The organism is Finegoldia sp. P2-F-LR, assembly GCF_052932265.1.
Genome location: NZ_JBRFJF010000011.1, coordinates 19,019 through 45,250, shown reverse-complemented (window position 1 = coordinate 45,250; position 26,232 = coordinate 19,019). Strand labels below are relative to the sequence as shown.

Here is a 26,232-nt window from a genome sequence, read left to right as displayed (position 1 = left end):
TCTTCCAATTTAATTATACCAATTATTTAATAGAAATTACATTGTTTTGTGAATTTATTTTAGTATAAAAATTGTTATTGATTAAAGACAAATGTATTTGCAAAACACTTATAATAGTAGTGTGGGTATTTTTTGGTTTCAAACGTTAAGAAATTCTAAAGATTACAGAAAAAATAAGCAAATTTAGTGAAGTTGTGATATAATTTTAACTGTTAAATATATTAATAGGATGATGAAAAATGGAAAAATCAAATCAAAAAAAATACACTTTTTTGATTAATACGACACCACCTCCAAGGCTTATAAAGAGAATGGATCTTGTAAAAGATGAGTTCGATTTGTATGCTATTTGTTGGGACAAAGGTGGAGATGAAAAATATGATTTCAAGCGTGATTTTTGCAAGAAGGAAATAATTAACATAGATGCTGACAACAGTAACCCTATGAAAAGGCTTATTCCAACTTACAAATTCTCACAGAAAGCTTATAAAATATTGGAGAGAATTAAACCGGATTTAATTCACGTCCAAAGTTATGATATGCTAGAGATAGCTACAAAATACAAGAAAAATAACGACAACAAGGTTAAGATTATATACGAAGTACCGGATATTCACAGATATTTGACTGATGACAAGAAGAATTTCCCGATGAATATTGTGTCTTCTGTTTTGAAAAAAAGAGAGAACAATATGCTTTCATTCGTGGATTTGATGATTGTTACTAGTATGAAATTCTGGGAACATTTTGAAGGGAAATACAGCAAGGATAATTTGGTGTTCATGCCTAATATACCAAATTTGGAATTATTCAGAGATTATGATAAGTTAAGGGTGAAAAACCAACACGATACTTTCACTGTAGGATACATCGGTGGGCTAAGATATTTGAACGAATTGAAAAAGCTTACGAAAGCTATGGACGGTTTGGGAATGAATTTGATGATGGCAGGTTTCGAGAGTGGAACTTACTTCAAAGAACTTGCTGAAACGAAAGATTTCATTGAATATCGTGGCAAATTTTACTATGACGATGAAATTGCAGAGCTTTATTCGAAATGCGATTGCATATTCTCAGTGTACGATGCGTCGATGAAGAATGTTAGGATTGCACTTCCGAACAAATTATACGAATCCATTCACGCAGAGCTTCCTATAATTGTCGCAAGAGACACTTATTTGTCAGAGGTTGTGAACGAATGGAATGTGGGAGTTGCGGTTGATCACGAATCAGATGAGGAAATGAGAAATGTTTTGCTTAAACTTAGAGATGACCAATCATTCTACCACACGCTTCAAGAAAACTGCAGAAAGATGCAATCAGAATTAAATCCACAAAAAAATAACGAAAGATTATTAAATAGAATAGAAAATTTATTTTAAAGGAGAGAATATTATGATTAATGTAATTGGTTTAGGTTACATAGGTCTACCTACAGCGTTGATGCTATCAACATCAGGCAACAAGGTAGTTGGAACAGATATTAAAGAAGAAGTAATTGAAAAATTAAAGCATAAAGAATTAACTTTTGAAGAAAAAGGAATGGATGAGCTTTTCGAAAAAGCTTTGAATTCAGACATCACTTTTTCATTAAAACCAGTGTCCACTTCTTTCTATATTATTACAGCACCAACTCCATACGATCCTGTATCTAAGAAATTGGATTGTTCTTATGTAGTAAAAGCTGTAGAATCAGTTTTGGAACCTGCAGAAGAAGATGCGATTATAGTTGTTGAATCAACAGTTTCACCGGGAGCAATCGACACATATGTCAGACCTGTTGTTAATGAATACATGGAAAAATCAGGCAAGAAATTAAACTTGGTTCACGCTCCAGAAAGAATTATTCCTGGTAACATGGTTTATGAATTGGAACACAACGCTAGAACAATCGGAGCTGACGATCCAAAATACGGCGAAAAAGTTAAAGAAGTGTACTCAACGTTCTGCAAAGGTGAAATCAATCTAACTAACATCAAAACTGCTGAAATGACAAAGGTTGTTGAAAATACATTTAGAGATATCAACATTGCATTCGCAAACGAATTGGCTAAGATTTGTCGCCAAGGTGGACTTGATGTCAATGAAGTTATCAAAATTTCTAACAAACACCCAAGAGTTAACATTCTTTCACCAGGACCTGGTGTAGGTGGACATTGTATTTCAGTTGACCCATGGTTTTTAGTTGGAGATTATCCACTTCTTACTGAAATAATCTACAAAGCTCGTCAAATCAACGATTCAATGCCAGAATATGTTCTTAGACGTGCTTACAATATTATGCAAGAAAACAACTTAAAAGATTTTTCAAGAGTTGGTATTTACGGATTGACTTACAAAGAAAACGTAGACGATGTCAGAGAATCTCCAACACTTCAATTGTTACAACACCAAAAAGAACATTTGGGAGATGGATTGAAAGTTTACGATCCAATGGTGAAAAGAGAAGTTGTGGAAAATCAATACCACGATTTGAACAAATTCTTAGACGATGTTGATTTTGTAATCGTGATGATTGGTCACGACGAAATCAGAGAAAACATGGATGTATTAAAAGGCAAAGTTGTACTTGATACAAGAAACATCGATGTTGATAACAAATACAATTTCTACAAATTATAAAACAAATCAAAGGGCGCTAAATTTGCAGCGCCTTTTTTTCAAAAGAGGTAAAAAATGAAAAAAGTAATGGTGGTTTTTGGGACAAGACCAGAAGCGATTAAAATGTGTCCACTTGTGAAAGAACTCAAAAAAAGAGACGAATTCGAAGTTTGTGTACTTGTAACTGGACAACACAAAGAAATGCTACGCCAAGTATTGGATGTTTTCGAAATCAAAGAAGACTACAACTTGGATATCATGAAAGAAAAACAAAGCTTGTTCGATGTTACCACAACTATTTTAGACAAAATAAAATCTATATTAGAAGAAGAAAAACCAGACATTGTCTTGGTTCACGGAGACACTTCGACAAGTTTTGTTGCAGGACTTGCTGCATTTTATTTGAGAATACCAGTAGGTCATGTGGAAGCAGGACTTAGAACTTACAACAAATACTCTCCATATCCAGAAGAATTTAACAGACAAGCCATAGGATCGTTGGCAGATTTCCACTTCGCACCAACTACAACTGCAAGGGATAATTTGCTACGAGAAAACAAAGATGAATCCAAAGTTTTCGTAACGGGAAACACAGTAATAGACGCACTTCAAACAACAGTACGTGACAATTATTCTAACGAAAATTTGATCGAAGGTAAAAAGATGATTCTTCTAACAATGCATAGAAGGGAAAACTTGGGAGAATCCATGAAAAATTCCTTCAGAGCAATCAAAAGAGTTGTCAACGAAAATGAAGATATATATGTGATTTATCCGATACATTTGAATCCAAAAGTACGAGAAATCGCAAACGAAGTATTTGACAATCATCCTAGAATCAAACTTATCGAACCATTGAATGTAGTTGATTTTCACAACTTCATGAAACAATCATTCTTCGTAATGACAGATTCAGGTGGAATTCAAGAAGAAGCCCCAGCACTTGGAAAGCCCGTTTTAGTAATGAGAGACACAACAGAAAGACCTGAAGGGGTAGAGGCAGGGACATTAAAATTAACTGGGCTTTGTGAAGAAGACATCTACAACGAAATGACCACACTTCTTTCTGACAAAAATGAATACGACAAAATGAGTGAAGCCACAAACCCTTACGGAGATGGCCACGCATCTGAAAGAATCTGTGACATTTTATCCAAAAATCTATAAACAAAAAAATCCAACTTCTACATGAAGTTGGATTTTGTATTTAAACGTCAAATAAATTTGATACGTTAACAGATTGGATTTTCTCAATTATCTTAATCTGGAATTGAATTATTTAATTAAGCTTGTTTTTTGCTCTTTCTTGATTTTCTTTCAGTATTGAAAAGAGGATTAACTCTTTCGTAGAAGTCATTCATTTGTGCAAAATTCATACTTGCCATGTTTGAGCTTAAGCTTACTGTACAGTTTTTACCGAAATTTCTGATTTGTTTTTGTGTTGTTTTTGTGAACATATTATTTTCCCCCTATTAATTGTTTATTATTCTTTTAAGATGTTACTATTTGTTTAATTTGTTTAGTTATTACGCTTGTTTTTTGTTTTTCTTTAATTTTCTTGAACCAAATAATGGTGTCATTCTTTCGTAAAAGTTATCCGCTTGAGCAAAATTCATGCTCGCCATACTTGTGTTAAAACTAATTTGTGAACTTTTTCTAATATTATTTTTTCTCATAAATTTTACCCCCTATGCGTTTTTTCTGTTTTTGAAGATTCTTCTTGATCCAAACAATGGAGAGAATCTTTCGTTAAAATGATCGACACTTGCGAATGTCATTGATGACATGTTTGTGTTCAAACCAAGAGATGTTTTCTTTGCAAAATCTAAATATTTTCTGTTATTCTTAATCATTTTAGTTCCCCCTCATTTAATATTTATATGTTATTTTCTATTTGGTAATAATTGATTATTCACCAAACAGAAATTATCGAGTTTAATATTCATTGGATATCCAAATGATAATTCATTTCATATCCCTCATTGCAATAAGTATTATATAACCATAAAACAGCTATGTCAAGCACTTTTTCAAAGTTTTTTGAAAAATTTTTGTAAAGAAAAATTAGGAAAACGAATGATTTTTGTGCATACCGTTTTCATAATAGGCTTATTTTTATTCGATAAATATTTTTTCGGGAAAACAAATGTTGATATGTTCAAGTTTTATAATAAAAATAAATTTTTCCCAGTTACTCAATGTTTTCCTGTAATTTTCCCGAAAGAAAACAGATATCATTTTAAAAATTTGGGAAAATTTTTGAGAAAATTGATAATGTATATTGGTGATTGCAAAGAAATTTAGCGAAATAAAGCTATTTACACAAAAAAATTAGCCGAATTATTCGGCTAATTAAGTTTGATTTATTTCTTGTCTTCGATGTATTTTATACATAAATCGATAGATGCTTGTAATCCTTCTTGGTGAGTTCTTTCCATTGCGTGTGATGCATCAACACCAGGGCCAATCAAAGCTACTCTCAAATTATATCCTGCTTCTAATGCTGCTGATCCGTCTGAACTGTAGAATGGATAGATGTCAACTGCGTGGGCAATATTATTTTCTTCACAAATTCTAACCAATCTTTCTTTTAATTCCAAATCGTAAGGGCCTGAAGAATCTGCTGCACAGATAGTTGTTTTAAATTCAGAAGATGTTTGTCCATCTCCAGGAGCAGCCATGTCTACAACGATGAATTCGTCAGTTTCTTCTGGAATTCCGTAGCATGCACCGTGGCCAACTTCTTCGTAGTTTGAGATGAAGAAGTTAAGTGTGTGTTTTGGAGTGATGTTGTTTTCTACAAAATATCTTACTGTTTCATATAATACGTATACGCAAGCTTTGTCATCTAAGTGTCTTGATTTTACGAATCCACTTTCTGTTAATTGTGTTCTTGAATCTAAATATATAAAATCGCCAACGTTAATTCCAAGTTTTTTTACATCTTCAGCTGATTCTATCTTTTCGTCGATTCTGATTTCCATAGTCTTGGCGTTTCTTTCGTTGCTTTTAGTTTCTGGGCCGTAAACGTGAACTGATTGTTTGTCGTTTAAGCATGTACCAGTGTATTTTTTGCCAGACATTGTAGAGATAGTTACGTATTCATTTTCAACAGAGTTGTATGCGTATCCACCAACTAAGAATGTTTTTAATCTTCCGTTAGGTTTGATTTCTTTAACCATTAATCCCAATGTATCTACGTGAGCTGCAAATGTAGATTGTTTTTCGTCAGTTTCACCACGAAGAGTAACAACCATTGCACCTTTGTTAGTGAAGTTGATTTCAACTTTTCCTAATTCTTCGAATTTTTTTCTAACTTTTTCCATAACGACTTTAGTGTCGCCAGATGGAGAAGAAGTCATTAAAATTTCTTGTAAAAAATCTAAATTTTCCATATTGAGAACCTCCTAAAATATATTTTTATGATACCACATATAAACACATTGTTTCAATTATTTGAGCTCATAGTTAATATTTTCGTTAATGATTACGAGATTAATTGGTTTTTAAAATTTTCACAGTGAATGTTTCGTTTGAATACACTATTTTAATTTTATAATTCATATCTTCAAGTAAGTTTTCGACGATATACATTCCAATTCCTTTAGATTTATTTTTTGTGGATGATACGAAAGGGTGTGTGATTTTATTTAAAAGATTTTTATCTACAGTTGTAGGATTGTTTGAAATCTCAATAACATCATTAAAATCGCAGCATATGTTTCCTCCGAAATCTGTGTATTCTATTGCGTTTTTTAGTAAGTTATCAAAAATTATTCTGAAATGGTCATAATCTACTATGTCGGATTTTTCTCCTTTAATCGTTACTTTCAAATTTTTCTCAGCTATTAAATCATGATGATTTTTAACGGATTCTTTCATTATCTCTGATAATTTCAAATTTTCCATTATCGGATTTTCATCAATTTTATTCATGAATAATAAATCATCTATTAGAATTTGAATTTGGTATAATTTTTTCCTAAGTTCTGGCAAGTACTTGTCGGTATCTTCGTATTTTCCTATTTTTTCAATCATACTATCATTCAATAAAATAGCAGTTTGAAGAGGTGTCTTCAATTCGTGAGATGTAGATTTGATGAAGATTTCTTTTTTCTTCGTGTTTTTTTCTAATATTTTATAATTCTCAGTTAGTGTTTCGTACAGTAATTTCAAGTTATTAGAAAGTTCTTCGATCTCATCGTTAGTATGAATTTCCAAATCATATTTGGCGTTTTTTTGGTTTTTGGATACTTTAGTGAAATTATTCATCTTTAGAATTGGTTGTGTTATTGATTTTGAGTAGATTTTATTTAGTAAGAACACTATCATTACTATAAGCAAGAAAATCACAGGAAATGCAGAAATCACAGTAGATTTTATATCGGAAATGCTGTTAAATATATAAGGATATATAGAAACATAAGTTCCTTCAGAATGTTTTGATATTAAAATAAGATTAGTAGCGATAGAATCTTTTGTTTTGGACTCTGCTTTGATTAGTATTGAATTATTCTTTCTTTTAATACTAAAAGTGTCTTTTGATACATTATTGATCTTACTGTAACTATCAATTATAACGTATTTTTCTAGTTCTTTTTTTGCTTCTTTTATTAAAGGGTTTATTAATCTTTCAGAATTTTTAGAATTTATCTCTTTGAACTCATCGGTTTCAAGAGAGCGTAAAAGATTTTTTATATTTTCATTTTTAATTGTCATACTTAAATTAAATCGCAGACCTGAAAACACAACTTTATCTTTTCCTTTAGGAATAAAATATGAATACATACCCTCTTTTGCGATTTCATTTAGATTATTGTAATTTTTGTTTTTTATAAATGAATCATGAACTGATGATGCAATATTCTCTGCTGATTCTATTTTTTTTTCTAAGTATACATTGGGCATATAAAAAGCCATATAGGAAAATATAATAGTACATATCAAGAGAGTGAGGATGATATTATAGAGAAAATTTTTTGATGAAATATTTAATTTAGGCTTCTTCATTTAACTTATACCCCGCTCCTATAACTGTTTTAATAAAGTCTTTGGGTAGTTTTTTCCTCAAATTTTTTATATGGGAATCTATAGTTCTACTGCTTCCATAAAAATCTGTGTTGTAGAGAGAATTAATGAGATTTTCTCTTGAAAATACTTTTGTTGGATTGTTTAGAAACAACGACATAATTTGAAATTCTGTAACTGTTAATTTCAAATCCATTCCATTGTATAATACACGAAAACCTTCTTCATCTAACGATAATCCCACCTGTGAAGTGTTTTGTGAAAAACTTCTTCTTTTCATTATCATTTCTAGTTTTTTAATCAATAGTATTGGCTGAACTGGCTTGACAATATAATCGTCACAATACAGATCAAAAGCACTAATTTGAGTATTTAAATCGTCAAGAGCAGTCAGCATCAATACGTTTGAGTTTGATATAGACGGAGTATTTCGTATAAACCTTAATACATCTATTCCGCTGCTTTCTCCTTCGACCATAATATCTAAGATGATAGCATCAAAACTATTACTACTTAAAATTTTAATCGCTTCATCGCCATTTGAACTTTGACACACATCAAATCCAGCTATTTTCATGTATTCGGTTAAAATCTCTCTTATTTGCAATTCGTCTTCTAAAAAGAATATTTTTTTCATACCATCACATCCTACAATAATTATATAATAAGTTGATAAAAAATGTAGTTGTTAGTTCGATTTGCGTTTGTTTTTGTAAATAGATATAGTAAATAATACTAATGATAATAAGACTAATACGATTAAAGATTGAAAGAATGAATAGTTTAATTTTGCTCCTTTTGCTACTTCATTCACATATTCTATAGAAGAAAAGTGACTAATTGGAATTAATTGTGCAATCTTCTTGATCCCTTTTGGCATATCCTCTACTTGAATCCCCATCATTCCTCCAAGTATCATACTAAAAAAGTATATTCCCATTGAAAGGGAAAAAGAAATAGAGAATTTTTTAAAGAATATGCAAATAGAATATCCGATAAAAAAAGAAGCAACAGCAATCAAAGTTACAAATCCTGTGTGTTTTATTATTGATATTAAAGGAATATTAACACCTAAAGCGTATTTCATAACCCCAAAATAAAAAATATTACATACAGTCCAGAATAAATAATAGACTATAAATTTGTATTTTGCCATTGATAAATGATTAATTGAAAACAAGTCTAACCTATCATAGACACCTTCTTCCAAATCTTTAGCAAATAATGCTGATAATCCAACTAAGAATATAGAAAATGGGCTTATAATACTAATACTTAAAACTATGCTTCTTTTTACCTCATCAATGAGAGGTGCAGGAACATCTTTGAGTCCCGATATTATTAGAAACGACATCAATATTGGAAATACCATTCCGAAAAATAAACTTGTAAAGTTTTGTAAAAGTAACTTTGTTTCAAACTTAAAAATGTATTTGTTCATTATTTTGCTCCTTCCTTCTTCAATGCATTAAGAACTGTAAGTTCAATAGAATCATTCAAACGTTCGAATTGTTGATCATTATCCACAAGAGATGATATCAATTTTTTCTCTGTATTTAAATCATGAAATCCTGCAGCTATTTTGTTTTCCATTGCTTCTAATCTTATATCTTTTGGTATAAGTGATTCTGTTATACTGTTTTTTTCGGTTAAAATAACTGAACTTGTACAGTACTTTAAGAACATCTCTCTTTTTTTTCCATAGAAAAGAACTTTTCCTTCATGTAAATACAACAACTTATCACAAATATCCTCTAATTCTTGATAATAATGACTAACCATGAGGATTGTTGTCGACTTGTCTTTGTAGTATTCTACTATTTTTTCCATTAATGATTGTCGACTCACAAAATCTAGCCCTGTTGTTACCTCATCAAATATAGTGACTGGAGAATTTTGCCACATAACCAAAATTAAAGTGAGTTTTTGTTTTTCTCCACCAGATAATTTTTTAAATGATTTATGAAGCAATTTTTCGAAATCGAAATACTTTATTAAATCCATCAAATTTTCATCTGATTCTATTTTTTTATTAGTAATCATTTGAATAATATCTTTTGTTTTTACCGTTTCTGAATAATTGTTAAACTGCATGTGAACTGCAATTTTTTCTTTGGGTATATCACTTGAAATGCTTCCACTATAATTAACTAATCCCAAAATTGCCTTAATTAACGTGGATTTTCCGGCACCATTTGATCCAATAATTCCTATTTTATGAGCATCTTCTAGGACGATTTCATCTTTAATATCAATAGCAATATTGTCTTTGTATTGAACTTTAACGTTATTTAATTTAATCATAAGCTCCTCCTTGTTATCTATATAATAAAATGCGGGTGTGGATTTAAAGTGCATTTGGTATATAATTTAGGTAAATTATTATGATAAAATTAATTGAGGTGAAAAATGAAAGGATATTTTGCATCACATTTCTTCAACGACGCTATGTTTCGTTGGACTGAAGATTTGGCGAGATTTATAGAGAAAGAAGTGGACATTGATTTGTATGTGCCACAACGAAATGATTCGATAAACAACAAAAAAGACAATGATGCTACAATCACTGACATCGACATCGCAAGAAATGACATGGCGAAGTTAAAAGAAGCAGATGTTTTAATAGCTTGTCTTGATGGATTGTCGATTGACGATGGTGTTGCAGGAGAAATTATGGCTTTTTCTGTGATGAAAGATTATGAAGAAGAATACAAATTAACTGACAAGAAAAGAATTATCATCGGATTTGTCACAGATATGAGGTATTTGGGAACTGGAGAGAACAAATTATACAGAAACCAAATGATAGTCGGCCAAGTTAAAGACAAGGGATATTTCATCGTGGGCTATCCAAACACAGACGATTACAAGAAAGAAATCGTGAATATTATTAAAAGAGAATATTAGAAAAATCTAGCTAGAAATAGCTAGTTTTTTTATTGACAAATGGTAAATGAAAATTTATCATATAAGTGATAAGAATATTCACTATCAAGAGGGAGAAGAATGAGAAGAATGAAAAGCAAGTACTTATCTGGAATATGCAAATTAATTTATTTAATAACAGTAATTTTAATATTTATAGTTAACAAGAGAAATATTCAATTACCAAAAATCACATTGATTCTTTTAGTGGGAATAAATATGTTTAGCTTTGCCGCAAATATATTTTTATCGGAAATATCAAAAAAGTTAAAAATTGGCATAATTTTGTCTTTGGTAATTTTTTACGTAATTTTCTTAATTTTAATATGATTTAATAGAAAATTGAAATATTCTTGTCGTAACATAGCGAAGTTCTCATTGGATTTTGGTGGAGATTTTGTGAGGACTTTTTTGTTGGTATCAGAATTAGATATAACTTGGTGTATAATATAAATGAAAGAATAATTCAAAATAACAAATCAGTCAAATTACCTGTTTTACACTATTTTTAAATGTGGGAATATGGTATAATTAGTAGTTGTGATTTGTAGTTAACTTAACAGTTAAATGAATCTAATAATTTGAAAGGAAGTTGTTATGAATAAATTAGCGATAATTGGTGCACAATGGGGAGACGAAGGTAAGGGAAAGGTTGTAAATTATTTTTCTCAATTTAATGATATTATTGTAAGATCTTCAGGTGGTGCCAACGCAGGACATACTATTTATTTTAAAGACAAAAAGTACGTACATCATTTACTACCATCAATAACTTTTGACACAGATTCTAAGGGATTCTTGGCAAAAGGAATGGTAATCGAATTAGAACAAATGATTGAAGAGTTGAAAGTTTTGGAAGCTGATTTCCCAGGAATTTCCAAGAGATTTATGGTCGATGTAGAAACATTTATCGTTCTACCTTACCACAAAGAAGAAGATGGATTATTGGAATCTATGAGAAAAAATCCTATCGGAACTACAAAAAGAGGTATAGGACCTGCTTATCAAGACAAAGCTGCTAGACAAAACGTTAGAATTATTGATTTGTTTGACGATGAATTGTTAAGAGAACGTGTTGAAGAAATAGTTTATTTGAAAAACAACATTTACGAAGGTAAAATGCACATCGATGTCGATGAAACAGTAAATTATTTGCTTGACAAGTTCGACCAATTATTAAAATTGGGCGTTACATTCACATCAGCATCTGAAATCGAAGAAGAGATCAAAAACAAAAAAGTTCTTTTCGAAGGTGCTCAAGGAATCATGCTTGACTTAGACTCAGGAACATACCCATACGTTACATCAAGCACAACAACTGCTTACAGCGCATCAGCAGCAGATGTTACATTGACTGATGATGACACAATCATGGGAGTTGTAAAAGCATACACATCCAGAGTCGGAGAAGGGGAATTCCCAACAGAATTATTTGATGAAGAAGCAGACAAGCTTAGAAAATTGGGTAATGAATTCGGAGCTACAACTGGAAGAAACAGACGTGTAGGCTGGATTGACCTTGCACAACTTCGTTATGCAATCAAAAAGAGCAAAATCAACTCAATCGTCATGACAAAAGCAGACGTATTAAACGGCTACGACAAAGTAAAAGTATGCGTTGGATATGAAATTGACGGCGTTGAACAAAAAATGCCATTCATTTCAAATGATTTCAAAAAAGCAAAACCAATCTACAAAGAATTTGACGGTTGGAATGATGTGTTTGAAGTAAACTTCTTGAAATACATGACATTTATCGAAAAAGAGTTAGACACAGAAATCTCTTACGTTTCTTATGGTCCAAAAACAGAAGAAATTATGGAAAAGAGAGATTTTATCATGAATATAAAATAAAATATTGCAAATTATACCGTGGACTAGATCCACGGTTTTTTTTTGCCTGAATTTACATCAGACTCCAACTCCTGAAAATTTATAAAAAAATGTTACAAAATTTCAAAAATTTTGTTTTATGAAATTGAAAAATATCAAATAAAAACGAAATTTGCAAAACAAATGCTGGATTTTCAACGTTTTAAATTATAAAAATAAAAATAAAAAAATTAGGAAAAATGTTGAACGTAGTTCAAAAAAGTGTTACAATATAAAACGTCAAAAGAAATGAACGGTGTTCAATAGATGAAAGGAGGTTAGTTGTGTCGCATTTGGACGAAAAGAAAAAAGATAATAAATTACAAATAATTCAGTCTGCGGTTAAGATATTTGAGAAAAAAGGTGTCGAAAAGACAACTATCAGAGATATTATGAGCAACACTGATTTGGGATTGGGAACTTTTTATTCTTATTTTAAGGATAAGGAAGATTTGAAGGAACAAATCGTCCTGAAGAAGCTTACAGATTTGGTTGTGGAAACAGAGAAGAAGTGCACACAAGAAGATCATGTTGAAAGGTTTATTAGTTTTTTGGATTATATTATTGATTATTATATTGCTAATCCTTTTGAGTTTGAACTTGTTGCGAGTAATTTGAACTGGGCGTTGTATGCTAAGGTAGAAAATGATAAGAGATTTTCTGAAACAGACACTGCTCTGAAATATATTTTGAACAAGTATTCACAGTTGTTCTCAAAAGAATATTCTGATTCACAAAAATTGTATATTCTGTCTTTGACTATCGAAACTGTGATTTCAACTTGTAAGCTTGCAATCAGAAAGGATTCTATTTTATCGATTGATGAAATGAAGTCTGTTTTGGTTGAGGTGATTAAACAAATTTTAAATAGATAAGGGTGATTTACATGAAGAAATTTTCAGAATTTATAGCTAATCATCCCAAGCTAGTGCTTTTGGTTATGACTTTGTTGTTGATTCCATCAATAATTGGTTATAAGGCGACTAATATTAACTACGATATTTTGTCTTATTTGCCAACTGATTTGAAATCAACTCAAGGCCAAACTATTTTGGACAAAGATTTCAAAAATGCAGCTACTGGGATGTTGATTTTAAAAGGCACCGATAATGATGCCGAGAAATTAAGAGAAGAAGTGCAAAAAATCGACGGGGTTGAGGATGTTATATCCAAGACTTCGATTTTGGGACCAACTGTTCCTAACGAATTTTTGCCAGATGATATTAGAGATGTGTTCTATGCAAAAGATAGTACTTTAATGATGGTTAAGTTTAGTGAATCGTCATCTTCAATGAGAACTATGAAGGCTATAGATCAAATCAAACAAATCGAATCCAAAGAAAAATACTTGAGTGGTATTAGTGCTCTTGTAAAAGACACGAAGGATTTGATAGATAAGGAAACACCGATTTATGTAATGCTTGCTGTAGCACTTGGACTTGTGGTGTTGAGCTTGACGAATGAATCGACTGTAATTCCATTCGTATTTATGTTGAATATAGGATATGCTGTTATTTATAACTTTGGGACTAATATATTCTTAGGACAAATATCCTACATTACTAAGGCGATTGCAGCGGTGTTGCAACTTGCCGTAACGATGGACTATTCGATTTTCTTGTATCACAGATATGCAGCGGAAAAGAAAAAGAGAGACACACATAAGAAGGCAATGGCAAAAGCTATTGAGGCGACATTCTCATCGTTATTCTCATCTTCACTTACAACTTTTGCAGGATTCTTAGTTTTGATATTGATGAGATTATCATTAGGTAAAGATATCGGTCTTGTAATGAGTAAGGGTGTATTCATAGGACTTTTATCTACTTTGGTTGTTCTTCCACCAATGCTACTTCTTACAGAAAAAGCTGTGGACAAATACAATCACAAGGTATTGCTTCCAGAATTTACCAAATTACCAAACTTCGTCGTAGATAAGAGAAAAGTGTTGGCAATTGTATTTGTAGTGTTATTTATTCCAGCAATTTATGGATCTGTAAACACAAAATTATACTACAACTTGGATAGATCATTGCCACAAGATTTGGACTCCATAGTATCTCTTAATAAAATGAAGAAAGACTATAACATGGCAAGTACTCATTTTATCGTTGTAAAAGATAATTTATCTAACACTGCTATGGATTCTATGATTGATGAAATAGAACACATCGACGGTATCAATTCAGTTGTCGGAACGAATTCAATCACAGGTGTTACAATTCCTGCGACATTCTTGCCAGACAAACTCAGAGATAACTTCGTAAAAAACGGCTACGAAATGCTTATGGTTAATTCAGAATACCAAACAGCATCTGACGAAGTAGACAAACAAATCACACAAATGCGTGATGTAATAGCAAAACACGACAAGGACGGATATTTGACAGGTGAAGCTGTTCTTACAGACGATTTGACAGATATTTCTGACCAAGACTTCAAGATGGTTAATATAGCATCATTGATTGCAGTATTCATAATCATCGCAATATCATTCAAATCATTTGGAATTCCAGTTGTTTTGATAGCTGCAATAGAACTTGCAATTCAAATCAACATGGCAATCCCATTCTACTTCAATCAAACAATTCCGTTTATCACATCGATAGTAATCGGCGTAATTCAATTGGGATCTACGATAGATTATTCTATATTGATGACAGACAGATTCTTGTACGAATATCGAAAGACTAAAGATGTAAATGGTTCGTTGAAAACATCGGTAAGAGAAACATCCAAATCAATTGTTACAAGTGCCTTATCATTCATGGCAGCAACAGTTGGTGTAGGAATTTATTCAAAAATGGAAATAGTATCCACAATATGTACGTTACTTGCTAGGGGAGCAATTATCAGTATGCTTGTAATTATAATATTACTTCCAGCAATATTGAGTGTTACATTCCCATTTATCAAGAAAACAACTAAAAATTTAGCGTAAAGGAGAAGACTATGAAGAAAAAAATTGAAAAAATCTTAGCCTTGTCATTAGTATCTTCAATGACATTTGCTAACCTATCATTTGCAGAACAACAAGATTTAATCAAAAAATCAGAAACAGTTTATGTAACAGTAGAAGGCAACGAAATCAAAGACAAATCAGTTTCTGTGTGGTTAAATTCAGATAAAAATATAAAAGCGAACGACAAATCTAATTTGACAAATGTAAAAGATTTGAAAACAGACAAAGAACTAAAATCTGAAAACGGATATTTGAAATTAGATGAAAACAAAAAAGACATCTACTACAAAGGTGACACTGACAAAAAACTTCCAGTGGATGTATCTGTAAAATACTTCTTAGATGGAAAAGAAATGAAAGCTTCTGAATTGGAAGGTAAGTCTGGTCATTTGAAGATTGTAATCACTTCTAAAAATAACAGATACGAAGCCAAAACAATTGACGGACAATCAAGAAATGTATATTCACCATATGTCGTTGTAGCAGCGATGACATTTGATGATGAAAAAGTAGAAAACGTCACATCAGATGATATCAAAGTTGTAAAAGACGGCAAGAACGAAATAGTAACTACAGTTATGACACCAGGTATGAAACAAAACTTGAGAGGGATTGTAGAAGACAAAAATTTGGACAAATTCAAGGACGAAGTTTCAGTTGAAATGGACATCAAGGATTACAAACCAGTAGAAATCTATTCTGTAATCACTAACGAATTCTTCCAAGAAAAGAAAAACATCGACTCATTGGATAAACTTCAAAACGGTGTTAAAGAATTACAAGATAATTCACAAAAACTTGTAGATGCATCAGTTAAATTATCTGAAGGACAAGACAAACTAAACTCAGGAATTTCACAAATGCAAACAGGAGTTACAAAACTTCACTCAGGTTCACAAAAACTTGCATCATCTACACAACAAATGCAAGGCAAATTCTCAGGAATACAATCAAAAGTAGGTCCTATCCAAGGATATGTAGCTCAAATGAATGACGGTAGCTTGAAATTGTACAACGGAATTTCTGACTACACAGCTGCAGTTGGAAAAATCAAAGAAAACACAGCTAAAATCAAAGAAGGCTCCGAAAAATTAGCCAAAGGTGCAACTGATTTGGACAATGGAGTTGGCAAATTAAAAGATGCGACTTCACAATTAAGAGCTGGAACTGAAAATATGAAAGAAATGACTGCACAAAAAGACCAACTACTTGAAAAATCATCACAATTATCAAACGGATTGAATGGCTTGGCAGGAAGTTATGGTCAATTAGCAGATACAGTTGAACAAATTTCAGGAAAATCTCAACAATTAAAAGATTCAAGCGCACAATTCAACGAAAAATTACAACAAGTTGCACAACTTGCAGGTGGTGCTGATGGAAGTGCAAGCACAGAAAAAATTGCACGTGGACTTGAAAGCTCAGCAGAAGGATTGAACAATGCAATCCAACAATTACAAGCAAACAACGAAGAAGGACAACTAAACGATACAATTGCATATCTTCAAGCACAAAAAAATGTAATGTACGTTCAAGCAGAATCCATCAGAAATGCTGGTTCACAAAATGCTGGGCAACAAAAACTACAAGCAGCATTGGCACAACTAGCACAAAGCTCAACTGCATTATCACAAGGAAACGCTGATTTATCCAATGCACTTATGAGAACATCAGCTGCTATGAATCAATCAAAAGCAAAACTAGTAGATTCTTCTAACCAATTATCTCAAGGATTGGGACAAATGGGTGGCGCATTGAATGGCGCAGACGGATTATCAACATTGAAAGATTCCATCGACAAACTTGACGATGCAACAGGTCAAATCAAAGGTGGATCACAAACATTAAAAGAAGGAACATTGCAAAACGAAAAAGCAATGGCAATGCTTTTGAATGGAATGGAAGAATTGGACAAGAATTCAAGTGCGTTAGTTGAAGGCTCATCAAAATTATCTGGTGGATTACAAGAATTCAACAAACAATCAGCTCTTTTATCTTCATTGTCACAAATCAATGAAAAAGCAATCATTCCAATGAGTAATGCAATCAATATGTTAAATGATGGACTTGGAAAATTAGATTCATCAACTGGACAATTAAAATCAGGTAGCGACAAGCTTGCTTCTGGACAAAAAGAATTCAGCTCCAAACTAAAAGAATACAAAGAAAAAGGAATTGATGAATTATCCAACAAGACAAAAGATTTGAACAAATTCAAAGATATTATTGACGCTATGAGTGATTTGGCAGTAAAAGATTCTTCATTCACAGGAACAGACAATAATTTTGAAACAAAATCAAGAATTGTTGAAAAAATAAAATAGTAATCTTTACAAAAACATTCTATTCTGATACAATCTAATGTATCGATGAAGAGAATATTAGTTCTATACGATTTTTCAGAGAGAAAGTGTAAGGTGGAAACTTTCATTTACGATAGAATGAACCTAACTCGGAGATTATGTCAAAATCATAGGGTTGTCACCTTATAACTAACAAACTAGAAGTGGTATAGCGATCCTTCGTCTTCGTGACGGAGGATCTTTTTTTAGATACATATACATACACAAAGAAAGGAACATGTAAATTATGAGAATGAATAAATTTTATATGCCAACTTTAAGAGAGGATCCACAAGATGCAGAAATAGCAAGCCATAAGCTTCTATTAAGAGCTGGCATGATTAGAAAAACAGCAGCAGGATTGTACAGTTATTTGCCATTGGGCTATCGAATTGTAAGAAAAGTAGAAAACATCGTTCGTGAAGAAATGGACAACTACGGTTCACAAGAAATCCACATGCCAGTAACTCAACCTCGTGAAATCTGGGAAGAATCTGGAAGATGGAAGACATTTGGACCGGAAATGTTCAAGCTTAAAGACAGAAACAATCGTGAATTCTGCCTTGGACCAACAGCCGAAGAATATTTTACAGATCTAGTAAAAGGTGAAATCAAAAGCTACAAGCAACTTCCACTTAATATTTACCAAATCCAAACAAAATACCGTGATGAAAAAAGACCAAGATTTGGAATCAACCGTTCCAGAGAATTTTTGATGGAAGACTCTTACACATTTGATGTAGATGAAAAAGCGATGCGTGAAGCTTACATGAATATGTGGAGAGCGTATGAAGTTGTATTCAATAGACTTGGTTTGGAATACAAAATCGTAGCAGGAGACAGTGGTGCAATGGGTGGTAACAGTTCGCACGAATTTATCGCATTAAGCGATGTAGGTGAAGGTGTGATTTGCTACAGCGATGACAGTGATTTCGCAGCAACAGATGAAAAAGCATACGTATACTATCAAGTAAACGATGAAAATGTAGAAAAACTTCCATCAGAAAAAGTCCTCACACCAAACTGCAAAACAATTGAAGAAGTAAGTGATTTCTTGAACGTTGACGCAGCACATTGCTTGAAGGCTGTGGATTTGATGGTAGAAGGAAAACCTGTAATAGTGTTCATACCAGGAGATCGTGAACTTAACATGTCCAAACTTGTAAGTTATTTGAAATGTCCAGAACACGAAATCGAAATGATGGAAGAAAAAGACATCCTAGCTTTGAACAGTTCACCAGGATTTACTGGACCAATCGGACTAGATTCAAGAATCATAATTGACTCAAGAGTTACACAAATGAAAAACTTCGTCGTTGGAGCGAATGAAGAAAACTACCACATCAAAAACGTAAACTACGGGGATGATTTCGAAGGAGAAATCGTAGAAGATTTGTTGATGGTACAAGATGGAGATATCGATCCTGAAACAAAATCTCCATTGAAATTCAAAAGAGGAATCGAAGTCGGAAATATCTTCCAATTGGGACAAAAATATTCCAAGAGTATGAATGCAACATTCTTAGATGAAAATGGAAAAGAACAATTCTTCTGGATGGGATCATACGGAATTGGCGTAACAAGAAGTGTCAGCGCAATTGTAGAACAAAACCACGATGACAAGGGAATGATTTGGCCATTAGTTGTAGCACCATATCACGTAATCATCACAGTTGTTAACACAAAAAATGAAGAACAAAATACACTTGCAGAAAAACTTTACGAAAAGCTACTTCTTCAAGGAGTAGAAGTTCTACTTGATGACAGAAAAGAAAGAGTAGGAGTAAAATTTAACGACCGTGACCTAATAGGAATTCCGCTAAGAATAACTGTAGGAAAGAAAGCAGCTGAGGACATAGTAGAATTTTCTGAAAGAAAAACACTTGAAAATGTAGAAATGTCATCAACAGAAGCTTACGAAAAAGTAATGGAAATCATCAACGCTAACTTAAAATCAGTTGGTGGATTGTACAGATAATTTAAAACGAGAACTACGAGTGATAAGGCTCGTAGTTTTTTTATCGCCACATTTAATTTATCTACGCCAAATTAATAAGAATGGCGAGATTAATCTCGCCAATATTGATTTATCTACGCCATTTATGGTATAATGGCGAGAAAGATGGTGAGAATGTATGAGAGAGTTTGATTATTCAAAATTATTAAATCTGAATATTCCTGCAAATATGTACGATTTGATATCAAAAATTTACGAATATAAAGGCAAACAGGAACTTTATGTAGCAAATTTTTCTGATGTACTTGAAAAGATGGTGGAGGTTGCGAAGATTCAGTCAACAAAATCTTCTAATGCAATCGAAGGAATTTCTACAAATGATAGTAGATTAGAAGAGTTAATGAAGAAAAAAAGTGAACCTAGAAATAGAAATGAAGAAGAAATATATGGATATAGGGAAGTGTTGGATATTATCCACGAAAATTATTCAAATATTGACTTTACGAAAAATAATATCTTGACTCTTCATAGTAGGTTGTATTATTACTCTTCTGAAAGTCATAAAGGGAAATTCAAAACTATCGATAATAGCATTGTGGAAACAAATGCATTTGGAGAGAAAAAGATAAGGTTTCAGCCAGTGTCTGCATTTGAAACGGAAAATTATATCGATAAAATGATAAGTGCTTATGATGAAGCCGTAAAATTAAAAGTACCACCATTGTTATTAATTTCATCTGTGGTGCATGATTTTTTGTGTATTCACCCTTTTTATGACGGAAATGGTAGAATGTCTAGGCTGTTGACGCTTTTACTTTTATACAAAAATGGTTTCTTTGTGGGGAAATATATTTCCTTGGAAATGATAATTGAAGATACTAAGGATATGTACTATGAACAATTACAAGCATCAAGCGAGAATTGGCATTCTGGAGAAAATAACGAGTTGCCATTTATAAAATATATGTTATCAGTTATTTACAAAGCATATGTTGAGTGTGATGAGAGATTCAGACTTATCGGAGAAAAATCTTTGACATCTGCTGAGAGAATTATGAAAGTTTTCGAAAAAACGTTAAAACCATTGTCAAAGTCTGATATTGTTATGCTTTGTCCAGATATTTCTCAAAGAACTATTGAAAGAGCCTTGAAAGAATTAAAAGACACACATTTAATCAAACAAATCGGTAGTGGAAGAGCAACTAAATATATTAAAGCGTGATACTGGCGTAAAATCAAAAAAGCTGTGAGTTTTCTCACAGCTTTTGTTTTTATTAGCAACAGCAAGAACCGCTGTCTCCATCACAATCACATTCACTTCCTGGGCCGTCACAACCATCGAACAGACCAAAGTGATTTGTTCTATCTCCAACGACATCGAAGTATTTTTTAAATCTAGTTTCTTCGATCATTGCACAGCTGTTTCCACACACTGCCATTGGCAAATCTTTAAAGAATCTGTGGTGATCGTCAAGGTCGAAGTAGTGTTCACTACCTAAAATACCTCCACGATAAGTTACGAATTGTCCGTATTGTTCGCATCTATCTTCGATAATTCCTGGTAATTTCACAGCTCTTACAGTTCTTGATGTGAAGTTCACATTTCCAACTAATTCTTCGATTTTTCTGTTTTCGATTGGTGCCTTAGCGATTTTAGTATATCTGAAATCTTCCCAGCCGATTTTATGCAATAATCTTCTGAAATCTTCTACATACATTGCACCGGCTAAACATTCACCACGTAATACAGGGTTTTGGTAAATTTCATCAGAAACCCTTCTGTCAGCGAAAATATCTGAGAAGTATAATTCTCCACCTTTTTTCAAAACTCTCCACACTTCTTTGAAAACTTCTTCCTTGAATGGAGAAAGGTTGATAACGCAGTTACTGATTACAACATCAACAGATTCATCTTCAATACCCAATGATTTCAAATCTTCAATGTAACCTTTTTTGAATTCTACGTTTGATTTCTTGTAGCCAAATTTTTCGGCCATTTGATCTTGATATTTTCTGGCAAAATCCAATTGGTCATCTGTCATGTCGACGCCGATTACTTTTCCATTTTCACCGACTAATTTAGAAGCGACATACACATCCACACCTGTTCCACATCCCAAATCCAACACAGTACATCCTTCAAGTGCTGATGGAATTGGAGAGCCACAACCGTAAAATCTCTTCAAAAGTTCTGGGTGAACCATTCCTCTTATTTTTTTGATGTGAAGTGGCATACTATCCGAACAACTACAGATTTGAGTTTGCATTTTGCCTTCTTTTTCTGTAGTTATATTGCTGTAATATTCTGAAACTTGTTTTCTAATATCTTCCATAAATACCTCCTAATGTTATTCTAATATTATTATAACATTAACAACAATTATTTCTAGAGTTTTGCATTGGCTCAATTACCCTTGTAAAGAAAATGGCTGCAAGTCCAGCTCCGATTAATGGAGCAATAGTATAGACGATGAATGCGTCTGTAGAAAAAGCGATGTTTTTCCAACCGACAAACCACCCAACAACTCTAGGACCCAAATCTCTTGCTGGATTTAGTCCGGCATCAGTCATAGGGCCAATCGTACAAATCAATACTGTAACCGTTAGACCAATGAATAATGGAAACAAGTCATCACTTGGTCTACCTACGTTACAACCTTCAGTCATTGAAAAAATAATCATAACCAAAATGAAAACTCCAAGCGCTTCCGAAAAAGCTGCGACAGGCATACTGATTACGCCGTTTGCTGTGTTAGGGAACACTTCGCACCAAATACTAGATGCAGGAGTTGCAACATCCATTGTTAAATTAGCTGCAGCTAAATTTTCTCTCACGGAATCAGCGAAAAATATCCAAAGCGCACTTGCAGCTAGAATAGCTCCAATGAATTGACCCAATACGTATACAGGGAAATTTTTCCAAGAACATCTTTTTGAAATACACATAGCAAAAGTAACCGCGGGATTAAAATGCGCACAAGATAAATTTCTTGTAGCGTAAATTCCCAAAGCGATTGCGACTCCCCATACGACACCAACTTGGAATGGACCGGTGTGAGCTTGGTATAAAGTAGCGGTGCACACAGAACCAATACCTAAAAAACACATCAAAAACGTTCCGATTATTTCACCGACACAACCGTGTATGAGGCTTTCTTTTGTTACAACTTCGCAGCAACAACTGTTATCTTCTGAACTCATTAGTTCACCTCCAGAAATTATTTAACGATAAACATTATCGTGATTTAATTATAAATTATAAAATATAACTAGTCAACGAAATTGATAACTTTCTATCTTAAAAGTGGTTAGTGCAAAGAAAATAATATGGTATTATATAAAAAAGGAAGTGCAATTATGAAAACTGACAAAATGATTTTAAGAAAATTTACAATAAATAATGCAGACGAAATGTATGAAAATTGGGCAAGTGACAGCAGAGTTACGAAGTTTTTGACATGGAAGCCTCACACATCACTAAAAGAATCAGAAAAAATCATAAAACAATGGATAAATGATGACAAGAATGTGTACTTTGCGATTTGTAACACTAATAATGAAAACATTGGTTGTATATCTGCTAGTTTAATCAAAGAAAATCCGAAGACTTACGCTATTGGCTACTGCTTGGCATGCGATTATTGGTCACAGGGAATAATGACCGAGTCTTTGAAACTAATGTTAAAATATTTGTTTGAAGAAAAACACGCTGTAAGAGTTGAAGCCACACACGATGTGAGAAACTCTGCAAGTGGAAAAGTAATGATGAACGCAAATATGAAATACGAAGGATGTCTTAGAAAATCAGCCACAAACAACCAAGGTGTTGTAGATTCTTGTATGTATTCTATGATTGATGAAGACTACGAATGTGATTTTGTGATTCCGGAATACGATGAGATGAATTTCAGAAAAGAACTGTTGGCGGATGAAAAGACGATGAGTTTCAATCAAAAATACGGTGGAGCTATTGATTTCTCAGAAGAAAAATGGAAAAGCTGGTATGACAAATGGATAAACTCTGACGACAGATTTTACTATTACATTATGGGTCATAACAAGCCTGTCGGAGAATGTTGTATATATAAGGAAGATGATAGGTGGATTTGCAGTCTAATTGTAAAAGATGAATACAGAAACAATGGCTACGGGAAAAGAGCGTTGATGTTTTTGATTGATTTGGCAAAAAAATTAGATATAGATGAACTATACGATAATATTGGTACCAGCAATCCTTCGTTGAATTTATTTTTGAGCTTAGGATTTGAGGTCGTATATACTAATGAAGAGTATTCAACTGTAAGAATCATCCTTGCTAACTTGTATTAATTTTTTGCTAGTAGTATGATGTAATAGATAATTTTATTTAGATTGAATTTTAGAATGGATGATTAGATGAAGAATAAGAATTTTTACAGAAGAGCGATAGAGGTCGCATGGCCGTCGGTGTTGGAGAGTTTTTTCATAGCACTTGCGGGAATTATCGACACTTATATGGTATCTTCGATTGGAAGTTCTGCTGTTGCAGCGGTAGGTCTTACAACCCAACCCAAATTCATAGCACTAGCGATATTCTTCTCCATAAACATCGCAACATCTGCACTTGTTGCCAGACGTCTTGGAGAAGAGGACAAAGAAGGAGCAAACAGAATACTTGTCACAGCGATTATCATGGGACTTGTGCTAACGGTTGTTATAAGCACTGTGATGGTGTATTTTTCGGATAGTATTCTGAGACTTGCAGGAAGTAACTCGGACACGCATACTGATGCGCTGAATTATTTCAGAATAATCATGGGAGGAATGATTTTCTCCGTGGTGAGTATGACGATAAATGCAGCACAAAGAGGATCGGGCAACACTAGAATTGCATTTACAACTAACTTGGTGTCAAGTATTGTCAATATATTTTTTAATTACTGCTTGATAGGTGGTAATTTTGGTTTTCCGAAAATGGAAGTTTCTGGAGCGGCACTTGCGACAGTGCTTGGAACAGTCGTAAGTAGCATTATGTGCATCAGATCGCTTTACAGAAAAGATGGTTTCGTACAAATCAAATACATTTTCAAGAAGAAAATCAAGCCAACAATTAAAGTATTCACAAGTATCGTAAAACTTGGAACCAATTTGTTCGTAGAAAATATAGCCATGAGAATAGGGTTCTTGACAACGGCGTTGATGGCAGCAGGACTTGGAACAGACACATTTGCAGCACACAACGTAGGAATGAATCTTCTAAGTATTTGTTTTTCGTTCGCAGATGGGATGCAAGTTGCAGCAGTCGTTCTAACAGGATCGAGCCTTGGCGCTGGCAAGAAAGAAAACGCCAAGATTTACGGCAAAGTCTGCCAACGAATAGGACTTATGATATCTCTTGTACTATCTTTGATATTGTTGTTATTTGGAAAAGGAATATTCCATTTGTTCTTCGACAAACTCTCCATCATAGAAACAGGAGAAATCATCGCAAGATTCATCACAGTAATAGTCCTTCTACAAATCTCACAAATCATCTACGGAGGATGTTTGAGATCAGCAGGTGATGTAAAATACACATTAATCTCTTCAATCATAAGTGTAACAATCATAAGGACAGTAGTAACATACATCCTTGTATCTGTGTTTGAAATGGGAATCGTGGGAATATGGCTAGGAATCTTCTCCGACCAATTCTCTAGATACATGTTCAATTCAATCAGATTTAGACAAGGTAAATGGGTTAACATTAAAATATAAAAAATCGTCTCGTTTTGATATGTACCATCCTTACTGGATGACCCGGTAAAGATGGCACACATCATTTTGAGACGATTTTTTTAATACTCATGTTTGAAAGCATATGCAATATATTTAACGCCAGATATTGTCAAATACATTCCAATTAAAAATACAACCGTAAAAGATGCTCTTAAAGGATTGTACAACATCATAATTCCAAGAATTAAAGTAATAATATTAATTATGATATTAAGATGGTAAAGTCCACCTGGAACAAACCTTAGATATCTTCCGAAACTAATATCGTTGATTGAATCGATAATAAACCAAATCGAGAACACATACGGAATGATCAATACAGCAGATTTGACATTAAAAACAAGAATGAGGCCAAGTATTATATCTATTATGCTTATCCAAAAGAATAATTTTATGTTCAGACTTGTAAAATCTTTTATATTTTTATAAATTAAAACTCCGCCTACGCCTTTAACAATTGCAATTATTCCAAAATAAATCACCAGACTCACTAAGCTGGCATATGGATTTTTAAAAGCTATGAATGAAACTATAATAAAACAAATACCTGTAATAAGAGACATCCAATCAACTGATTTCTTTTCTTCTACCATACTAACACCTCCTTAAATTGTTGATATACTTTATATACCCAGATTTAAAGAATATTATTCACTAAATATTAAAAAAATTATTAACAACACTTTGTTGAAAGTTAAAACGAAAATTGTTGGATGAAAATTTGTCGCAAGTTAAAACGAAAAATGTTACCGAAAATTACTGACGACACTTCTTAGCAATAAAAACAA

General features: G+C 32.8%; 24 protein-coding genes. 13 read left to right on the top strand and 11 right to left on the bottom strand.

All coding sequences use genetic code 11. The features are described 5' to 3' along the window. Nucleotides 1–239: 239 nt before the first annotated feature. The 3 genes from ACU68W_RS07600 to wecB are packed head-to-tail and all read left to right on the top strand — an operon-like array spanning nucleotide 240 to nucleotide 3,768. Entirely contained in the window at nucleotides 240–1,382 is a 1,143-nt protein-coding gene (locus ACU68W_RS07600; RefSeq protein ID WP_094207984.1) for a glycosyltransferase, read from the top strand. Nucleotides 1,383–1,395: 13 nt separating this feature from the next. Beyond that, nucleotides 1,396–2,622: a nucleotide sugar dehydrogenase gene (locus ACU68W_RS07595; protein WP_446756352.1), complete on the top strand. Its 1,227-nt coding sequence runs from the start codon at nucleotides 1,396–1,398 to the stop codon at nucleotides 2,620–2,622. A gap of 54 nt (nucleotides 2,623–2,676) precedes the next feature. Next, the gene (gene wecB, locus ACU68W_RS07590; RefSeq protein WP_094207986.1) at nucleotides 2,677–3,768 is read left to right on the top strand and encodes a non-hydrolyzing UDP-N-acetylglucosamine 2-epimerase; all 1,092 of its coding nucleotides are present in this window, start codon (nucleotides 2,677–2,679) and stop codon (nucleotides 3,766–3,768) included. Between the two features lie 116 nt (nucleotides 3,769–3,884). Here the strand turns inward: wecB and ACU68W_RS07585 are convergent, their stop codons facing one another. The 8 genes from ACU68W_RS07585 to ACU68W_RS07550 all read right to left on the bottom strand — a co-directional run bounded on the left by ACU68W_RS07585 (nucleotide 3,885) and on the right by ACU68W_RS07550 (nucleotide 9,933). Further along, on the bottom strand, nucleotides 3,885–4,058 hold the full coding sequence (locus tag ACU68W_RS07585; protein WP_002835799.1) for a hypothetical protein: 174 nt from the start codon (nucleotides 4,056–4,058) through the stop codon (nucleotides 3,885–3,887). 69 nt (nucleotides 4,059–4,127) lie between these two features. After that, nucleotides 4,128–4,277, bottom strand: coding sequence for a hypothetical protein (locus ACU68W_RS07580; protein WP_002835798.1), 150 nt, complete (start codon nucleotides 4,275–4,277; stop codon nucleotides 4,128–4,130). A gap of 12 nt (nucleotides 4,278–4,289) precedes the next feature. Then, a complete protein-coding gene (locus tag ACU68W_RS07575) occupies nucleotides 4,290–4,454 on the bottom strand; it encodes a hypothetical protein (RefSeq protein ID WP_002835797.1) in 165 nt (54 codons plus the stop codon). Nucleotides 4,455–4,964: 510 nt separating this feature from the next. Next, nucleotides 4,965–5,996, bottom strand: a complete 1,032-nt coding sequence (locus ACU68W_RS07570) for a M42 family metallopeptidase (RefSeq protein ID WP_446756351.1) — start codon at nucleotides 5,994–5,996, stop codon at nucleotides 4,965–4,967. A gap of 100 nt (nucleotides 5,997–6,096) precedes the next feature. Next, nucleotides 6,097–7,509 carry a sensor histidine kinase gene (locus ACU68W_RS07565; protein WP_446756350.1) on the bottom strand — a complete coding sequence of 471 codons (1,413 nt, stop codon included), beginning with the start codon at nucleotides 7,507–7,509 and terminating at the stop codon, nucleotides 6,097–6,099. Nucleotides 7,510–7,597: 88 nt separating this feature from the next. Then, complete coding sequence (locus tag ACU68W_RS07560; RefSeq protein ID WP_002837361.1) at nucleotides 7,598–8,266, bottom strand: response regulator transcription factor; 669 nt, start codon at nucleotides 8,264–8,266, stop codon at nucleotides 7,598–7,600. Nucleotides 8,267–8,317: 51 nt separating this feature from the next. Continuing rightward, nucleotides 8,318–9,070 (bottom strand): ABC transporter permease, encoded by a 753-nt coding sequence (locus tag ACU68W_RS07555; RefSeq protein WP_278735396.1) that lies wholly within the window; start codon nucleotides 9,068–9,070, stop codon nucleotides 8,318–8,320. Continuing rightward, nucleotides 9,070–9,933: an ATP-binding cassette domain-containing protein gene (locus ACU68W_RS07550; RefSeq protein ID WP_446756349.1), complete on the bottom strand. Its 864-nt coding sequence runs from the start codon at nucleotides 9,931–9,933 to the stop codon at nucleotides 9,070–9,072. The genes ACU68W_RS07555 and ACU68W_RS07550 overlap by 1 nt, the downstream gene beginning before the upstream one ends. A gap of 105 nt (nucleotides 9,934–10,038) precedes the next feature. Between ACU68W_RS07550 and ACU68W_RS07545 the strand changes: the two genes are divergently transcribed. The 8 genes from ACU68W_RS07545 (at nucleotide 10,039) to ACU68W_RS07510 (ending at nucleotide 20,909) form a co-directional block, all read left to right on the top strand. Next, nucleotides 10,039–10,536, top strand: coding sequence for a nucleoside 2-deoxyribosyltransferase (locus ACU68W_RS07545; protein ID WP_035112387.1), 498 nt, complete (start codon nucleotides 10,039–10,041; stop codon nucleotides 10,534–10,536). 99 nt (nucleotides 10,537–10,635) lie between these two features. Then, nucleotides 10,636–10,884: a hypothetical protein gene (locus ACU68W_RS07540; protein ID WP_094205151.1), complete on the top strand. Its 249-nt coding sequence runs from the start codon at nucleotides 10,636–10,638 to the stop codon at nucleotides 10,882–10,884. A gap of 267 nt (nucleotides 10,885–11,151) precedes the next feature. Then, on the top strand, nucleotides 11,152–12,408 hold the full coding sequence (locus tag ACU68W_RS07535; RefSeq protein ID WP_154254998.1) for an adenylosuccinate synthase: 1,257 nt from the start codon (nucleotides 11,152–11,154) through the stop codon (nucleotides 12,406–12,408). Between the two features lie 302 nt (nucleotides 12,409–12,710). Further along, on the top strand, nucleotides 12,711–13,301 hold the full coding sequence (locus tag ACU68W_RS07530; protein WP_446756348.1) for a TetR/AcrR family transcriptional regulator: 591 nt from the start codon (nucleotides 12,711–12,713) through the stop codon (nucleotides 13,299–13,301). Nucleotides 13,302–13,312: 11 nt separating this feature from the next. Beyond that, nucleotides 13,313–15,367 carry an efflux RND transporter permease subunit gene (locus tag ACU68W_RS07525; RefSeq protein ID WP_446756347.1) on the top strand — a complete coding sequence of 685 codons (2,055 nt, stop codon included), beginning with the start codon at nucleotides 13,313–13,315 and terminating at the stop codon, nucleotides 15,365–15,367. An 11-nt stretch (nucleotides 15,368–15,378) separates the two neighbouring features. Next, the gene (locus ACU68W_RS07520; protein ID WP_446756346.1) at nucleotides 15,379–17,712 is read left to right on the top strand and encodes a hypothetical protein; all 2,334 of its coding nucleotides are present in this window, start codon (nucleotides 15,379–15,381) and stop codon (nucleotides 17,710–17,712) included. Nucleotides 17,713–17,977: 265 nt separating this feature from the next. After that, nucleotides 17,978–19,708, top strand: a complete 1,731-nt coding sequence (locus ACU68W_RS07515) for a proline--tRNA ligase (protein WP_446756345.1) — start codon at nucleotides 17,978–17,980, stop codon at nucleotides 19,706–19,708. A 157-nt stretch (nucleotides 19,709–19,865) separates the two neighbouring features. Beyond that, a complete protein-coding gene (locus ACU68W_RS07510; protein ID WP_446756344.1) occupies nucleotides 19,866–20,909 on the top strand; it encodes a Fic family protein in 1,044 nt (347 codons plus the stop codon). 52 nt (nucleotides 20,910–20,961) lie between these two features. On the opposite strand, the gene ACU68W_RS07505 is transcribed toward ACU68W_RS07510, so the two are convergent. Together ACU68W_RS07505 and ACU68W_RS07500 are read right to left on the bottom strand one after the other, a co-directional pair. Then, nucleotides 20,962–22,020 (bottom strand): methyltransferase domain-containing protein, encoded by a 1,059-nt coding sequence (locus ACU68W_RS07505; RefSeq protein ID WP_446756343.1) that lies wholly within the window; start codon nucleotides 22,018–22,020, stop codon nucleotides 20,962–20,964. 37 nt (nucleotides 22,021–22,057) lie between these two features. Next, the gene (locus ACU68W_RS07500; RefSeq protein WP_446756342.1) at nucleotides 22,058–22,888 is read right to left on the bottom strand and encodes an MIP/aquaporin family protein; all 831 of its coding nucleotides are present in this window, start codon (nucleotides 22,886–22,888) and stop codon (nucleotides 22,058–22,060) included. Nucleotides 22,889–23,044: 156 nt separating this feature from the next. On the opposite strand from ACU68W_RS07500, the gene ACU68W_RS07495 reads away from it, so the two are divergent. Together ACU68W_RS07495 and ACU68W_RS07490 are read left to right on the top strand one after the other, a co-directional pair. Further along, the gene (locus ACU68W_RS07495) at nucleotides 23,045–24,016 is read left to right on the top strand and encodes a GNAT family N-acetyltransferase (protein ID WP_446756341.1); all 972 of its coding nucleotides are present in this window, start codon (nucleotides 23,045–23,047) and stop codon (nucleotides 24,014–24,016) included. Nucleotides 24,017–24,082: 66 nt separating this feature from the next. Further along, nucleotides 24,083–25,423 carry an MATE family efflux transporter gene (locus ACU68W_RS07490; protein WP_446756340.1) on the top strand — a complete coding sequence of 447 codons (1,341 nt, stop codon included), beginning with the start codon at nucleotides 24,083–24,085 and terminating at the stop codon, nucleotides 25,421–25,423. 80 nt (nucleotides 25,424–25,503) lie between these two features. Here the strand turns inward: ACU68W_RS07490 and ACU68W_RS07485 are convergent, their stop codons facing one another. Further along, nucleotides 25,504–26,037, bottom strand: coding sequence for an HdeD family acid-resistance protein (locus tag ACU68W_RS07485; RefSeq protein ID WP_094223061.1), 534 nt, complete (start codon nucleotides 26,035–26,037; stop codon nucleotides 25,504–25,506). Nucleotides 26,038–26,232 lie beyond the last annotated feature (195 nt).

Excerpts from the sequence above, each read along its gene's own strand:
- ACU68W_RS07600 (WP_094207984.1), top strand. The coding sequence starts at position 240 with ATGGAAAAATCAAATCAAAAAAAATACACTTTTTTGATTAATACGACA.
- ACU68W_RS07595 (WP_446756352.1), top strand. The coding sequence starts at position 1,396 with ATGATTAATGTAATTGGTTTAGGTTACATAGGTCTACCTACAGCGTTG.
- wecB (WP_094207986.1), top strand. The coding sequence starts at position 2,677 with ATGAAAAAAGTAATGGTGGTTTTTGGGACAAGACCAGAAGCGATTAAA.
- ACU68W_RS07585 (WP_002835799.1), bottom strand. The coding sequence starts at position 4,058 with ATGTTCACAAAAACAACACAAAAACAAATCAGAAATTTCGGTAAAAAC.
- ACU68W_RS07580 (WP_002835798.1), bottom strand. The coding sequence starts at position 4,277 with ATGAGAAAAAATAATATTAGAAAAAGTTCACAAATTAGTTTTAACACA.
- ACU68W_RS07575 (WP_002835797.1), bottom strand. The coding sequence starts at position 4,454 with ATGATTAAGAATAACAGAAAATATTTAGATTTTGCAAAGAAAACATCT.
- ACU68W_RS07570 (WP_446756351.1), bottom strand. The coding sequence starts at position 5,996 with ATGGAAAATTTAGATTTTTTACAAGAAATTTTAATGACTTCTTCTCCA.
- ACU68W_RS07565 (WP_446756350.1), bottom strand. The coding sequence starts at position 7,509 with ATGCCCAATGTATACTTAGAAAAAAAAATAGAATCAGCAGAGAATATT.
- ACU68W_RS07560 (WP_002837361.1), bottom strand. The coding sequence starts at position 8,266 with ATGAAAAAAATATTCTTTTTAGAAGACGAATTGCAAATAAGAGAGATT.
- ACU68W_RS07555 (WP_278735396.1), bottom strand. The coding sequence starts at position 9,070 with ATGAACAAATACATTTTTAAGTTTGAAACAAAGTTACTTTTACAAAAC.
- ACU68W_RS07550 (WP_446756349.1), bottom strand. The coding sequence starts at position 9,933 with ATGATTAAATTAAATAACGTTAAAGTTCAATACAAAGACAATATTGCT.
- ACU68W_RS07545 (WP_035112387.1), top strand. The coding sequence starts at position 10,039 with ATGAAAGGATATTTTGCATCACATTTCTTCAACGACGCTATGTTTCGT.
- ACU68W_RS07540 (WP_094205151.1), top strand. The coding sequence starts at position 10,636 with ATGAGAAGAATGAAAAGCAAGTACTTATCTGGAATATGCAAATTAATT.
- ACU68W_RS07535 (WP_154254998.1), top strand. The coding sequence starts at position 11,152 with ATGAATAAATTAGCGATAATTGGTGCACAATGGGGAGACGAAGGTAAG.
- ACU68W_RS07525 (WP_446756347.1), top strand. The coding sequence starts at position 13,313 with ATGAAGAAATTTTCAGAATTTATAGCTAATCATCCCAAGCTAGTGCTT.
- ACU68W_RS07520 (WP_446756346.1), top strand. The coding sequence starts at position 15,379 with ATGAAGAAAAAAATTGAAAAAATCTTAGCCTTGTCATTAGTATCTTCA.
- ACU68W_RS07515 (WP_446756345.1), top strand. The coding sequence starts at position 17,978 with ATGAGAATGAATAAATTTTATATGCCAACTTTAAGAGAGGATCCACAA.
- ACU68W_RS07510 (WP_446756344.1), top strand. The coding sequence starts at position 19,866 with ATGAGAGAGTTTGATTATTCAAAATTATTAAATCTGAATATTCCTGCA.
- ACU68W_RS07505 (WP_446756343.1), bottom strand. The coding sequence starts at position 22,020 with ATGGAAGATATTAGAAAACAAGTTTCAGAATATTACAGCAATATAACT.
- ACU68W_RS07500 (WP_446756342.1), bottom strand. The coding sequence starts at position 22,888 with ATGAGTTCAGAAGATAACAGTTGTTGCTGCGAAGTTGTAACAAAAGAA.
- ACU68W_RS07495 (WP_446756341.1), top strand. The coding sequence starts at position 23,045 with ATGAAAACTGACAAAATGATTTTAAGAAAATTTACAATAAATAATGCA.
- ACU68W_RS07490 (WP_446756340.1), top strand. The coding sequence starts at position 24,083 with ATGAAGAATAAGAATTTTTACAGAAGAGCGATAGAGGTCGCATGGCCG.
- ACU68W_RS07485 (WP_094223061.1), bottom strand. The coding sequence starts at position 26,037 with ATGGTAGAAGAAAAGAAATCAGTTGATTGGATGTCTCTTATTACAGGT.